Annotated in this window: 12 protein-coding genes, 1 tRNA gene and 1 pseudogene; 10 read left to right on the top strand and 4 right to left on the bottom strand. The window is 43.6% G+C overall.

Features of this window, described 5'->3' with window-relative positions:
• Positions 1-347 precede the first annotated feature (347 nt).
• Positions 348-983 (top strand): hypothetical protein, encoded by a 636-nt coding sequence (locus tag BUQ89_RS01870; protein ID WP_028461999.1) that lies wholly within the window; start codon positions 348-350, stop codon positions 981-983.
• A gap of 119 nt (positions 984-1,102) precedes the next feature.
• On the top strand, positions 1,103-2,020 hold the full coding sequence (locus tag BUQ89_RS01865; RefSeq protein ID WP_028462000.1) for a sulfotransferase domain-containing protein: 918 nt from the start codon (positions 1,103-1,105) through the stop codon (positions 2,018-2,020).
• A 384-nt stretch (positions 2,021-2,404) separates the two neighbouring features.
• On the opposite strand, the gene BUQ89_RS01860 is transcribed toward BUQ89_RS01865, so the two are convergent.
• Positions 2,405-3,637 carry an RNA-guided endonuclease InsQ/TnpB family protein gene (locus BUQ89_RS01860; protein WP_074202470.1) on the bottom strand — a complete coding sequence of 411 codons (1,233 nt, stop codon included), beginning with the start codon at positions 3,635-3,637 and terminating at the stop codon, positions 2,405-2,407.
• 30 nt (positions 3,638-3,667) lie between these two features.
• On the opposite strand from BUQ89_RS01860, the gene tnpA reads away from it, so the two are divergent.
• The 3 genes and pseudogenes from tnpA to BUQ89_RS01850 all read left to right on the top strand — a co-directional run bounded on the left by tnpA (position 3,668) and on the right by BUQ89_RS01850 (position 5,319).
• Positions 3,668-4,084 (top strand): IS200/IS605 family transposase, encoded by a 417-nt coding sequence (gene tnpA, locus BUQ89_RS01855; RefSeq protein ID WP_074202469.1) that lies wholly within the window; start codon positions 3,668-3,670, stop codon positions 4,082-4,084.
• Between the two features lie 42 nt (positions 4,085-4,126).
• Positions 4,127-4,306 (top strand): annotated as a pseudogene (locus BUQ89_RS13385) (IS3 family transposase); the annotation flags it as partial.
• A 188-nt stretch (positions 4,307-4,494) separates the two neighbouring features.
• A complete protein-coding gene (locus BUQ89_RS01850) occupies positions 4,495-5,319 on the top strand; it encodes an SAM-dependent methyltransferase (RefSeq protein ID WP_028461558.1) in 825 nt (274 codons plus the stop codon).
• Positions 5,320-5,714: 395 nt separating this feature from the next.
• Here the strand turns inward: BUQ89_RS01850 and BUQ89_RS01845 are convergent.
• Positions 5,715-5,790, bottom strand: a tRNA-Arg gene (locus BUQ89_RS01845).
• A gap of 271 nt (positions 5,791-6,061) precedes the next feature.
• On the opposite strand from BUQ89_RS01845, the gene BUQ89_RS01840 reads away from it, so the two are divergent.
• Entirely contained in the window at positions 6,062-6,604 is a 543-nt protein-coding gene (locus BUQ89_RS01840; protein ID WP_028461559.1) for a peroxiredoxin, read from the top strand.
• An 81-nt stretch (positions 6,605-6,685) separates the two neighbouring features.
• Complete coding sequence (locus BUQ89_RS01835) at positions 6,686-7,054, top strand: TraR/DksA family transcriptional regulator (RefSeq protein ID WP_028461560.1); 369 nt, start codon at positions 6,686-6,688, stop codon at positions 7,052-7,054.
• Positions 7,055-7,124: 70 nt separating this feature from the next.
• Here the strand turns inward: BUQ89_RS01835 and BUQ89_RS01830 are convergent, their stop codons facing one another.
• Together BUQ89_RS01830 and trxB are read right to left on the bottom strand one after the other, a co-directional pair.
• On the bottom strand, positions 7,125-7,739 hold the full coding sequence (locus BUQ89_RS01830; protein WP_051537596.1) for a Smr/MutS family protein: 615 nt from the start codon (positions 7,737-7,739) through the stop codon (positions 7,125-7,127).
• Between the two features lie 35 nt (positions 7,740-7,774).
• Positions 7,775-8,722: a thioredoxin-disulfide reductase gene (trxB, locus tag BUQ89_RS01825; RefSeq protein WP_028461561.1), complete on the bottom strand. Its 948-nt coding sequence runs from the start codon at positions 8,720-8,722 to the stop codon at positions 7,775-7,777.
• 617 nt (positions 8,723-9,339) lie between these two features.
• On the opposite strand from trxB, the gene gdhA reads away from it, so the two are divergent.
• From gdhA to BUQ89_RS01810, 3 genes are all read left to right on the top strand, one after another.
• A complete protein-coding gene (gene gdhA, locus BUQ89_RS01820; protein WP_028461562.1) occupies positions 9,340-10,683 on the top strand; it encodes an NADP-specific glutamate dehydrogenase in 1,344 nt (447 codons plus the stop codon).
• Positions 10,684-10,859: 176 nt separating this feature from the next.
• Positions 10,860-12,773 (top strand): lytic transglycosylase domain-containing protein, encoded by a 1,914-nt coding sequence (locus BUQ89_RS01815; protein ID WP_028461563.1) that lies wholly within the window; start codon positions 10,860-10,862, stop codon positions 12,771-12,773.
• Positions 12,774-12,796: 23 nt separating this feature from the next.
• Positions 12,797-14,029 carry a multifunctional CCA addition/repair protein gene (locus tag BUQ89_RS01810; protein ID WP_028461564.1) on the top strand — a complete coding sequence of 411 codons (1,233 nt, stop codon included), beginning with the start codon at positions 12,797-12,799 and terminating at the stop codon, positions 14,027-14,029.
• The last annotated feature ends 6 nt before the right edge of the window (positions 14,030-14,035 follow it).

Here is a 14,035-nt window from a genome sequence, read left to right as displayed (position 1 = left end):
GTACCATTAATCGAAGTCCTGTAGCGAAGAGCGACGCAGAAAGCAGAAAGCAGAAAGCAGAAAGCAGAAAGCAGAAAGCAGAAAGCAGAAAGCAGAAAGCAGAAAGCAATTTGGAATCAAGCAGGTTCAAGAAGTTGCGTGTCTTTACAGGTAATCACGGCGGTACTCGAGTGAGTACGCCAAGATGATCAAGCATTTTGGCGGTCACACTGGATCATTATTATTTCTTTATACAATTAATTCCATCATTGCCTATACACACTATCATATTGATATTTCAGTCTTACTTAGCAGTATAAATTAGTTCTTCTGCTTACCTTACCACATACTTAAGGGGCTAAATACAAATGCAAGCTTTCAAAACATTATCGACAACCAATAGCAATTCTCCTGCGGCGTTTATCCACTTATTTCTCTTGATACCCCTATTCGCACTGGCTTTACTTATAATTATCCAATTATCATCGCCACCAGTCCAAGCATCCGTTATTGAGGCGGAAAAAAAGTTTGATTATCAAGGCTTCCTTGTTACAGAAGTTGAAGGAATTTCGCTCAGGACACCACCCGAAATGATCCCCGTTATTCTTGAAAAAAATAGTTACAGCCAGGCAAGACAAGCAACTTATACCAAACAAACCCAGGAACCCGGTCAACGCAAATCGGTCTACCGAATTGAAATAGAAGATACGGCTACGCACCGCCAGATTACCTATTTCCGCGGCAAGACAGGTGGACGCATCAAAAGCTCGGCGCAAGCGGAGCCCATTCCTGCCGATGAATTTACTATTGCGCGCGCAGTATATAAGCTGGTTTGTGGTGAGGTCTCCTCTCAAACACAAGCCGCTCGGTCATGCTTACCCGTGACTGAATCAAACATCCGCTTTGGCGATGGTAACTTACTTGAAATTAGTGATAACGTCGTTGTTCAGCTTAGCGCATCAGCGACTTCTACAACGATTACTTTGAGATATACTAAAGACTAGATCATTAGTCTCACTTCTATTTCAGTAGCGGCGTTAAATTTAATCACCCTGCCAGGTCCTGCAGTCAATTTTTCCGGGATTGCCGAATTATTCTTTATATTTAAGGAAGACCAGTAACGATGAATAAGGATACAAGCTCTATCAAGTGGCCACTAAAAAAACGTGAGGTTTACCACAGTCATTTCGATTCAACAATCTGGAACGATTTTCCATTTCGTGATGATGACATCTTCATTGCTACCTATGCCAAATCAGGTACAACCTGGATTCAACAAATCGTTTCCCAACTGCTCTTTAACGGTGAAATAAATCGTAATGTAGCAAACATGTCTCCCTGGATTGACTTTCGACTACCACCGAAGGAAATCAAATTAGCCACAATCGCGGAACAACAGCACCGCCGTTTTCTTAAGACGCATCTGCCTCTGGATGCACTGGTTTATTCTCCCAAAGCAAAATATCTTTATATTGCACGAGATGGGCGTGACGTACTATGGAGCTATTACCATCACCACTCCAGCCATACCGAAGCTGTTTACGAAATGCTTAATGAAGCCTGCGGACCCGATGTTGAGCCCTTTAAACCCCCGCAAGACGACATCATTGAATATTACCGCAAATGGTTAGAGCAGGATGGTTACCCAATCTGGTCCTTTTGGGAGAACATCGCCACTTGGTGGGAATATCGTCACCTGCCAAACTTACTGATGCTTCATTTCAACACATTAAAGAAGGACATGCCCGGAGAAATTCGCAGAATAGCTCAGTTTCTTGAAATACCCATTGATGAAAACAAATGGGACCTGATTCTTAAACATTGTAGTTTTGATTATATGAAAGAACATGCGGAACAAAGCTCACCCTTGGGTGGCGCCTTATGGAAAGGTGGTGCCAAAACTTTCATCAATAAGGGAACCAATAATCGTTGGCGTGATGTATTAAGCGAAGCTGATAGCACCAGATACGAAAAATTAGCACTCGAAAAATTGGGGCCGGAATGTGCCCATTGGCTTGCTACCGGAAAAATGCCAACCTAGCGTAGCGAGACGAAGCAGGTCAAGGTAAACGTATTTACAGCAATCGGTTCTCGCCGAGATTAGTAACCATAGGATAGAAGATTATAGCCGTTAAAGTGAAATACACGTTAAGTCGCGCATGCAGCCAAACTCGCTGCTGAATGAACAAAAAAATCTTCGAAAAAATCGAGCCAATTTGATACAAAGCATTACGGTCGTGTTGATCAGCAGAATTACCCACTGTATTGCATGATTAATGATACTCATCATTCCGGAACAAAAACCATGTCGTCGCAGACAAGTAGTATCTGTAAACGATTCCACAAAATGATTCTAAGTGAATGTTATCAAATCATATTCTTGACATCCTCCCCTTCCTAAACGAAGGGGATTCCTAGCGACTTATTAAGCCGTTAAGAGTAGGTTTGTATTGCTACTGCCTACTGGTTCCTGCTTCTTAGACGAAACTAACGTTTCAACTCCACAGGCTAACAAGCGATGTCCTCGCTCAAGTACATTCAAGGCACCTACCAAGTCGGCATTGGCTTTAAATCCACATTCTGTACATTCAAAAGCACTTTGGCTTTTGCGATTGTCACGACTAACATGTTGACATCTAGGGCAGGTTTGAGAGGTGTATTGAGGGTTTACCTTCAATACATCCCCGCCTGAACAAGCCTGTTTATACTCCAAAAACGAAACGAACATTCCCCATCCTTGGTCAAGAATGGATTTGTTTAGACCCGATTTCGCTTTGACGTTTTTACCATGCTTTTCAGCACTGCCCTTGGCACTCTTAGACATGTTTCCTATCTTTAAATTCTCAACTACGACCATTGCGTGATTTTTGCTGATTTCGGTTGAGGTTTTGTGTAAGAAGTCTAAACGAGCATTGGCAATACGCTCATGCAGTCGGGTAATGATTTGTTTCTGCTTTTTCCAGTTAGCAGAGAAACGGACTTTTTTAGACAGCTTACGCTGTTCAAAAGCCAGTTTCTTTGATAACTTTCTGAAACTGTTTAAAGGTTCTACGTATGAGCCGTCTGACAAGGTTGCAAAGCGGGTAACGCCCATATCAACACCAATCATACTGGTTGAGCTATGACGCTTTAGCTCGGTCTCGTACTCAGTCTGAATCGACACGTACCAATAACCGCCTTTACGGGAAATCGTCATATTTTTAACGTCACCAATGAGTTGGCGTGAATTACGATATTTCACCCAACCGATTTTAGGCAAGAACACTTTGCTAGACTCTTGCTCCAGCTTAAATCCTTGTGGATAACGAAAGCTGTCACTCAAACCTTTTTTCTTGAATTTTGGAATCCGTTTTAAAGGCTGTTTTTTATCAAAACCGCCTTTGAACGCTTTTTCTAAGTTTTTTAAGGCTTGTTGCAACGGTTGAGAATGAACGGTTTTTAGAAATCCATAATCTTCTGAGGATTTCCATAGCTTTAGCCAAAATGACAACTCGTTGTACCAAAGCAATGGCTGTTTCTGCTCTAATCTGAACAGATTCATTGCTAAGGCTTTATTCCAAACAAACCGATTAGCACCCGCAAACTCAACCATCTTCTGTATTTGGTCAGAATTTGGACTGAGTCGAAATTTAAAGGCTTTGCGTATAATCTGCTTCATGGTTATAATTATACAAAAAGGAATTAGTCTATGCAAGTTAATAACGATGTAAGAACAGGAAGACATTGCATTTTTAATCTTCATGTTCATTTGGTCTTTGTAACAAAATACCGTAGGGATGTTTTCTCCGGAAGGGTATTAATTGATTTGGAAGAAATATTTAAAAACGTGTGTTTGGATTTTGAAGCAGAATTGGTGGAATTTAACGGTAAGCATGATCATATTCACCTTTTAGTTAACTATCCACCAAAAATTGCTATTTCTAACTTGGTAAATAGTTTGAAAGGCGTTTCAAGCCGACTTATTCGCAAAAAGAATTATCCCGAAATTAAAAATAAGCTTTGGGGTAATATGCTTTGGAGTCCAAGCTATTTTGCGGGTAGTTGTGGTGGAGCGCCACTCTCGATTATTAAGCAATATATTGAACAACAGCAAAGACCGCATTAAATAGGCTTCGCCTGTGCGCTTATATCTCCGCCCTGAAGGACGAAGTTTTACGCGCTATTTGATAAAAAACCTTATTCAACCAGGAAGGAACAACAAAAAGATCTAGACGAATGGATAAATTACTACAATAATGATCAAATACATCAAGTAGAAATGTGCTGTGAACGCGCACCATTGGAAACATTACTTGATGGGAAATCGGTTTTGGTGGAAAAAATTTAGCCTAAATCTAAACTGGTAGATGCCTTAAAAAAACGGGTAACTGTCAGATCAGGTCTGAGCTAGTACGCACTATGATCAACTCAAGCTTGGTATCTGATGCTGCCTTTATTAGACGGCACCAGCTTTCGCCCCTTTGAGGGGCTAACAAAATAAGCCTCGGGCTTTTCTGGAAGTGAATTAACCATCATATGAGTGTTAACACACACGATTTCATTAAGTTTGCAAAAAAACTAAACATGGAAGCTTGGCTGTACTTCTTCATCTACCGTGAATTTAGGCAAATTAGTAAAAAACATGGGGTAAGTATTAAAACTAACAATTATGGTTTCTACCCTACCAAGATAGATGCGCATGATAAATATCAGCTGCAATTGTATGATGAGTATGTCACTCTTCTAGCAGGTGAAAATATTGAACAGGTATTGGAAATTGGTTGCGGTGCTGGTGGCGGCCTTATGTACATGCAATCATGTTTACCTCAAACAAATTTCACAGGCCTGGATCGTTGCAAAGAAGCTTTAAAAACATGCAAATACTTTTTTGATGAGCAGCAAAGTGACATTAAGTTATACAACAGCATTAACGAAATACATAAAGATAATAAAAAATTTGATGCCGTTATGAGTGTTGAGACAGGCATCTACAAAAACCCAAGTATTTTTAGCGATATCCATAAGTTATTAGATGATGACGGGGTTTTTATCTACTACGATAACGCTAATTTTGAAAAATTAGATGGAATCTTCAAATCTATAGAAGCCTCTGGATTCGAAATAGCGCTGATAAGAGATATTACTGAAAACGTATTTCAGGCATGTGAATATGACACTCCTCGAAGATTGGAAATAATAAAAAAGTATCTACCGAAATCGTTAAAACCATTTAATAACGAGATACTACGATATATGTGTGTAAAAGACAGTTCACGTTATAACAATTATAGTATCGGTAAAAAAAGAGCTTTCATGCTAAAAGCAAGGAAGATAGGTAATAATTTGGATAACCGTATTTAATTGCGGACTCAAGTGATTTAAAAAGTAGTTAATTAAATGAGACCTTTGCAAAACCCCAATAGTGGGGAAATTAATCCTTTATAATCAATAGTAGAAAACTTTTAGCGAGGGCTTTTGAAGAAGTCTCAATACCATGCCTGCGATGTGAATACATCATACGAGATTTTCTCGTTTTTACAAGGCTCTCATATTTTTCATTTCGCGATTACATTATTTAGTTTTACAGGTTTTTTCGATTGTAGGTATCTCAATCTTTCAGATTTGAATTTTAAAAATATCAGATTGGGTTTTTGTGATTGTTGCCATTTTCGCCTCTCTTCACATCAGTTGTGCTGAAATCGTGACGAAACAGATAATCGGTGGATAGCCGAGAATAGCCTAATTATTCGAGTTGATGGTGCCCTGAGCACGAATCGAACGTGCGACCTACCCCTTAGGAGGGGGTTGCTCTATCCACTGAGCTACCAGGGCAAGCAGGCTATTTTACGCTAAAATCACTCAATGAATAAGCCTGAATCAAACTGTATTCTCCAAAGTGCGGGATTCTCTCTCCAATTTTGGGAACTTTTATTTTGTCATCGAATCATTAATTAAGTGTAGAATAAGCCAAATCAGCGTTATGTATAGGGTTATTTTTAATCATCATTAGCGATGGTACCATAACGTGATCAAATGGCGGGTGACGAACAGTATGCCGGTTTTTCGTTGCCATCAGCCTGGTTAATAAAAATGGAGAGTTGGCATGGAATGGCTGGCAATATTCATTATCACGATAGTCATAGTTTTTCTGCTCAGGTCTCAGATTACACGCACAAGCGCACTCAAACCGGGCCAGCCCGCGCCGGATTTTACGCTGTCGGATCAGAATGGAAAAACACATACGTTAACTGATTTTCGGGGAAAATGGCTTGCTATGTATTTTTATCCTAAGGACGATACGCCGGGCTGTACAAAACAAGCCTGCCAATTCCGGGATGATCTTTATAAGCTGACGGAGCTGGGTGCTGCCGTCGTTGGCGTGAGTGTAGATAACATTCACAGTCATGCCAGTTTTGCCGAAAAATACAATTTACCCTTTCCTCTGTTAGCAGATGACCGAGCGGAGGTATCGGCACGGTACCGGTCTCTGATCAATCTGGGCATCGCCAGGTTTGCAAAACGCAATACTTTTCTCATAGACCCACAGGGAAAGATCTCTCGGATATATTTATCGGCCAGCGCCGCTGACAATTCAGCTGAAGTAATTGAAGACTTGAAACAACTGCAAGTGCAGACGGCGCACTAACACGCCATTCACTATTCCTGGCTAACTACCTGTCTCTCTTACAAAACAAAATCCGGCTAATCGTAACCGCAGAGGTTCATAATGGCAAATTTTACTGAAGAGCAGTTAACACAGCTCAAGACAGCACTACAAAAACGTTATATCGAGTTACAACAAGAAATTCATAATGAACTGCACTCGGATAATGCGCAGGATGTTAATCTGTCCGATACTATCTCCGGTATACCGGATGATATCGATACCGCGCTTGTTGACCGACAAATAAATGAGATGCGTGAGATTGAGGTTTCTTTAAAACATCTCAGTGAACTGGAGTTTGGTGATTGCATCGATTGTGATCATGAGATTGGATTTAGCCGGCTCATTGCCTACCCATCTGCACAACGGTGCATTACCTGTCAAAATCAGTATGAAAAAGCCTACCCACATGAGTCAACCTCAAGCTTGTAGCCATTCAGCAGATTTTTACGTTTCCGGTCTCGCACACTTGCCCTGTTTCATACTAAAAATAATCAACAGACTAAACAGGGCCGGGAGAAAGTGCCCGTATTCTGTTCTCAACAATCGGGCCCTTCAATAACACCAGTACGGCACCACCACCGCCATCTTTCGGCTTAGCCTGACAGAAAGCCAGCACGTGATGATATTCCGCCAGCCAACTTCCAATTCTGGTTTTCAGTACGGGCTCCTGATTTTTTGAGCTAAGCCCTTTACCATGAATCACCCGCACACAACGAAAATGCTTGATATAGCTGTCATGAAGAAATGTGATTAGCTCCGGCTTCGCTTCGTCACGAGTCAACCCATGCAAATCGAGATTAGCCTGTATTCCCCAATAACCTCGCCTTAACCGTCGTAATGTCTGACGAGATAAACCAGGACGCAAAAAAGACCAGGCGTCACCTATCTCTATTTCTAGTGAAATATCGATGGGAAGCGAATCATCCATCAATAATTGTTCACTGTGTTCACTGCAATCTGTTTGACAAGGAATCGGCTGTATGTGCTTATCGGCGTGCACAACCCTGTCGGATGCAGGCAAGGGTGTCACATTTCGCATCGCATCAAGAAATAGCGCACGCTCATCGGTATCGTTTACAACATCGTCGGTCTTTTTCTTGTCACGTCGTTTCATGGAAGATGAGGGGCTTCAATCCAAGGTCACTCAGCTCACAGGTTATCCAGGTATTTCTCTGCGTCCAGTGCGGCCATGCAACCGCTCCCAGCACTCGTCACCGCCTGGCGATAGATATGATCTTGCACATCACCTGCCGCAAACACACCCGGAATGCTGGTTGCCGTTGCATTTCCATGGATTCCGCTGTGCGTTACGATGTAGCCATTTTTCATCTCCAGCTGTCCCTCAAAAATATCTGTATTAGGTTTGTGGCCGATCGCGATAAATACGCCTTGCAGATCCAGTGTTTTGTTCGCATCATTCTGAGTACTCTTAATGCGCATACCCGTGACACCGCTATCATCACCCAATACTTCATCCAGTACATGATTCAGTTCCAACGTAATATTGCCGTTTTTCACCTTATCCATCAGTTTATCTATCAGAATCTTTTCTGAACGAAACTGATCCCGCCGATGAACGACAGTAACACGGCGTGCGATATTTGAAAGATAAAGCGCTTCCTCTACCGCTGTATTACCGCCACCGATTACAGCCACGTCCTGTCCTTTGTAGAAGAACCCATCACAAGTCGCACAACCAGACACACCTCTACCCATAAAGGCTTCCTCGGAAGGCAACCCCAAATACTGTGCCGATGCACCGGTAGCAATAATCAGCCCATCACAGGTATACGTTCCCTGATCTCCGATCAGAGTCATTGGTTTTTCTGTCAGCTTTGCGGTATGGATATGATCAAAAATAATCTCAGTTTCAAATCGCTCAGCATGTTTCTGAAAACGCTCCATGAGTTCCGGACCTTGTACCCCCATCGCATCTGCCGGCCAATTATCTACATCGGTTGTCGTCATTAGCTGTCCACCCTGAGCAAGCCCGGTAATGATCACGGGATTCAGGTTAGCTCGAGCAGCATAAACCGCAGCAGTATAACCAGCGGGGCCAGAGCCCAGAATGAGGAGAGAAGAATGTTTGGTTGTCATAGTGTAAAATATTATTAAGTAAATAATTCAAAGCATATAATCAGCTACGCGCTCACACGTGGCCTTAATGCGGCTGTAAGCTTCTTTCTGAGAAGCCATTGTATCTAGCCCGGAAACCGGGCAATCAAAGTAGAAGCATCACAGGATAAAACAACAGAGATAAATGGAACCAATCCTGAAATACATGATATCGCAAAAAAACCAGATCAGCGCACACTGTCTTCCTCTGTTGAATAAAAGCTACCCCGAAAACTTAATACTCTCATAAGACACTCGCACCAGCGCGAAATTCTTAACTTCTTGTGGTATCAGAATGCTTAATGGCGATATACAATAGCTATCAAAGTGATCTAAGAAATAGATAGTGCCTGCTTAATGGCTATTTACTGATTTGATGGACACCAATTCAATCAAAGTATCCAACGAAATATCAAAAATCAGACGACCATTGCTAGAAATCTACCACTTCCGAATCAAATAGATGAGCAAATATCACCTGGATTCAAAAGATTCAGGGTAATTATCCCATCTTTTAATAAAAATACAGTGCTATCTTGCGATTAATTTGGCAGAATGCATATTTTGGAATAACCATTCTTTTACCGGGGGAAATCAAAATGAAATATCAAAGCTTTCAGGAGTTCGGTGCGTATGTTGCTGAGCGCAATCCAGTCCAGCCAGAATACATACAGGCCGTCACCGAAGTTATGGAAAGCTTGTGGCCTTTTATTAGCGAAAATCCCCGTTATGCCGAACATGGTGTACTCGATCGTTTGGTTGAGCCAGAGCGCATTATCATCTTTCGTGTAGCATGGGTAGACGATCAAGGCGAAGTCAAAGTTAATCGTGGCTATCGAATACAGCATAGCTCTTCCATCGGCCCCTATAAGGGCGGCACTCGATTTCATCCATCCGTCAACCTCTCCATTTTAAAATTTCTGGCTTTTGAACAAACTTTCAAGAATGCCTTAACAACATTACCTATGGGTGGCGGAAAGGGTGGATCTGATTTTGATCCTAAAGGAAAAAGCCCTGGTGAAATCATGCGTTTCTGTCAGGCCTATGCGAGCGAATTATTCCGTCATATCGGATCAGACACCGATATACCTGCTGGAGACATTGGTGTTGGTGGCCGCGAAGTTGGTTTTATGGCAGGAATGGTGAAAAAACTGGCCAATCGCTCTGATTGTATTTTTACCGGCAAAGGGCTCAGTTTTGGAGGATCACTGGTACGTCCCGAAGCAACTGGTTATGGCACAGTCTATTTTGCTGAGGAAGTACTCAAACATGCTGGGCGCTCTCTAAAGGGTCTCAGAGTCTCCATTTCCGGCTCGGGAAATGTCGCGCAGTTTGCTGTTGAAAAAGCAATCGCATTAGGTGCCAAAGTCGTCACCGTTTCCGATTCCAGCGGTACGGTTGTTGATGAAGCCGGTTTTACCACAGAAAAACTGGGAGAGTTAATCGAAGTCAAAAACCACCTATATGGTCGCGTCGATGAATACGCCAAACGCGTCAAAGCAGATTTTATTCCCGCCAGAAGTCCGTGGCATATTCCTGTGGATGTAGCGCTCCCCTGTGCAACACAAAATGAAATTAGCGAACAGGATGCGCAGACTCTGGTCAAGAATAATGTAATCTGTGTCACCGAAGGAGCGAATATGCCCACTACAGCAGGCGCTGTAAAGTGCTTTGAACGCAATAAGGTTCTCTATGCGCCCGGTAAGGCAAGTAATGCGGGCGGTGTCGCCACCTCTGGCCTTGAAATGAGTCAGCACGCCATGCGGCTTTCCTGGACACATGAGGAAGTCGATGCCCGCTTACTCGAAATCATGCAAGCCATCCATCAGTCTTGCCTCACCTATGGTACGACAGCAGATGGTAATGTCAATTATGTTAATGGGGCTAATATAGCGGGGTTTGTCAAGGTAGCCGATGCGATGCTGGGCCAAGGTGTCATCTAGCCAATCGCGGCTATAAACGCTATCATGCTATGTATAAAAAGGATTCCGAGGATAATTTGTGGATCACTACAAAATATATCGATAACACTTTTGCATTATCGCAACATTATCGATCCAACCTGTTTTGCCATACGACCCGGATGTCATTCTTCATTTAATTTGTATTCATACGGAATATGGCAAAGTATTTGTTTGGATTATGGCTATTATTTTATGCCGGATTACTCTCAGCTAATCAGGATAGCGACTTTATCGCTGCGCGTAAGGCATTCCAGGCTGGCAATGCTAAACTGCTAGCTATTCATGCCGAGCGTTTACAGAATCATGCATTGGCGCCTTACGTTCATTACTATCAATTGCGTCTGCATCTCACGACGGCGTCACCAGAGACAATCCGGCGTTTCTTGTCTCAATATCGAAACAGTCTCATGGCAGAGAGACTGCGTGAAGACTGGCTAAAAATTCTGGCCAAAAATCAGCAGTGGGCATTGTTCGCTGAAGAATACCCATTGCTGGTTAACCAACATACCGAGCTCTTATGTTACGCGTTCCAGCAACGCCATCATACAGGGCAAAAAGGAGCATTACATGAGGCACGTCAGCTATGGTTCAATGCCCATAGTTTGCCCAATAGCTGCACACCATTGTTTGATATACTCCTTACCAATGGCCTGATTACCGCGGAAGATATTTGGACGCGCATACGCATGGCACTTGAAGTGGGACAAACTGGTGTAGCGAAACATGTGAGCCGGTACCTGTCAGGCAGCCAGACACTCGAAACCGCTAAACTAGATGCGGCGGTCAGAGATCCACGACGTTATCTGGAAGAGCAACACAACCAGATCAGAACACGCTCCGATCGTGAGATTGCCTTATTCGCAATATTGCGCCTACTTCAAAATGATACCAATCAGGCATTTGCTCATTGGTATCAGATACAAGCGCAATTTACAGCCATAGATCAATCCTATCTTCTCGGTAGATTTGCCTATCGAGCAGCACTAAGGCATGATTCACGCGCATTGGATTGGTTTACTGATGCAGCCAGCACCAATCCTTCATATCCGCTTACAGACACACTGCTTGCCTGGAAAGCCCGCGCGGCGCTGCGTGCAGGTAATTGGGGGATGGTTCTGGAGAGCATTGAAAACATGTCTGATTCAGAACAGCAAATCGATACATGGCGTTACTGGAAAGCACGTATCCTAAAAGAACAAGGCAAAATTCTGGATGCGAATGCCATTCTGATTCCATTAAGTCATGAGCATGATTTCTATGGCCAGCTGGCGAGGGAGGCCCTCGGCACCATGCTCAGTGCACCGGAAAAATCTTATCAGGTCAGTGCACGGGAAATTGCCTCCATCCAGCAAACACCCGGTATTCAGCGTAGCCTGGCTTTCCATCGCTTGAATTTGCGTACGGAAGCCTCGCGTGAATGGGCCTGGACAATCCGTGGCTTCGGTGACACACAATTATTAGCCGCAGCCGAGGTTGCACATCGTTACGGCATGTACGATCGCGCTATCAATACGGCCAACAGAACGCTTTCACAGCATAATTTTAACTTACGTTTTCTGGCACCACATCGCGACACATTAAAGCATATTTTGCAACAGGAAGAGCTGGATGAAGCCTGGGTATATGGGTTGATTCGGCAGGAAAGCCGTTTTATTGCTGACATCAAATCAAGTGCTGGTGCCATGGGCCTAATGCAGCTCATGCCTGCTACAGCCAGATGGGTCGCTAAGCAACTCGGAATCTATGACTATCGCGAGAGCCTGGCCATGGAAATCAACACCAATCTAAGATTGGGCACGTTTTACCTCAAGCACGTACTGACGCTATTTGATAACCAGACACTATTGGCCTCAGCCGCATACAATGCAGGCCCAGGGCGCGCAAAACGCTGGCGGGATACTCACAGTTCGCTGGAAGGCGCAATCTATGCCGAAACTATTCCTTTCAATGAAACACGCGACTATGTAAAGAAAGTTTTGAATAACACCGTACATTATGCCAAAGTATTCAAGCATGATCACAGTGCGCCAACACTCACACAACGTTTAGGTATTGTTGCTGCAAAATAACATTCATTTCCAAGATACTCACATTGAAAACTTACCTCGTTGGTGGCTCAGTACGTGATGAATTACTGAGATTACCAATAACAGATCACGATTATGTCGTCGTAGGCGCCACACCAGAAAAAATGGTCCAGCTAGGTTATCGCCCAGTCGGCAAGGATTTCCCTGTTTTCCTGCATCCCCAGACGCAAGAACAATACGCGTTAGCACGCACGGAACGTAAAGTATCGCGGGGATACAAAGGATTCGAGGTGCACGCTTCGCCTGAAGTGACACTACAGGAAGACCTGGCAAGACGCGATCTAACCATTAATGCGATTGCCAAGGATGAGCATGGCAATATTATTGACCCATTTAACGGCGTGGCCGACTTGGAAGCAGGGGTACTTCGTCATATTAGCCCCGCATTTTCTGAAGACCCGGTACGTATACTCAGAACAGCCCGATTTGCCGCACGCTTCAGCTTTCGTATTGCACCAGAAACACTCACACTGATGAATGAAATGGTGCATAACGGTGAAGTCGACACATTGGTACCGGAACGCGTTTGGCAAGAAATTGCGCGCGGGTTAATGGAATATAACCCTTCACGGATGTTTTATACATTGCGTGAGTGTAGCGCCTTGACTCGTATCATGCCAGAGATCGAAGCCTTATTTGGTGTCCCCCAGCCAGCACACGCACATCCTGAAATTGATACGGGTGTACATGTGATGCTCGCGATAGACCACGCCGCCGTAAAAAAATATTCCCTACCCGTACGTTTTGCTACATTAACGCATGATCTGGGTAAAGGAACCACACCGCCGGAAGAATGGCCACGTCACATCGGGCATGAAAATCGCAGTGCGAAATTAACCAGAGACTTGTGTGAACGCATCAGAGTCCCTAAAGAAATACGCAACCTGGCACTGCTGGTAGCACGGCATCATGGCGATGCACACCGAGCGGAAACACTCACACCAGCAACCATCGCAAATATGCTACAGGCAGTGGATGCTTATCGTAAACCCGAGCGATTTAATGCATTTTTACAAGCCTGCGCCTGTGATTTTCATGGTCGTCCAGGCTATGACCAAAAGTTTTACCCGCAAGCCGAGCGATTGTATCAAGCATTCCTCGCAGCTAAAACCGTTGATGCGGGCGCAATTGCTGCTGAATTAGCTAAAAATATCGCAGACACAGCACAGTTACCCCTCGCCATCCATTCCAGAATACGCGAAGCGCGTATCGCCAAAATTAAGGCTGAATTAATTTAACGAAAA

Source organism: Nitrosomonas cryotolerans ATCC 49181, from assembly GCF_900143275.1.
Lineage (GTDB): Bacteria > Pseudomonadota > Gammaproteobacteria > Burkholderiales > Nitrosomonadaceae > Nitrosomonas > Nitrosomonas cryotolerans.
Note: the sequence above shows the minus strand (reverse complement) of the source record. Positions and strands in the feature narration are given on the sequence as shown.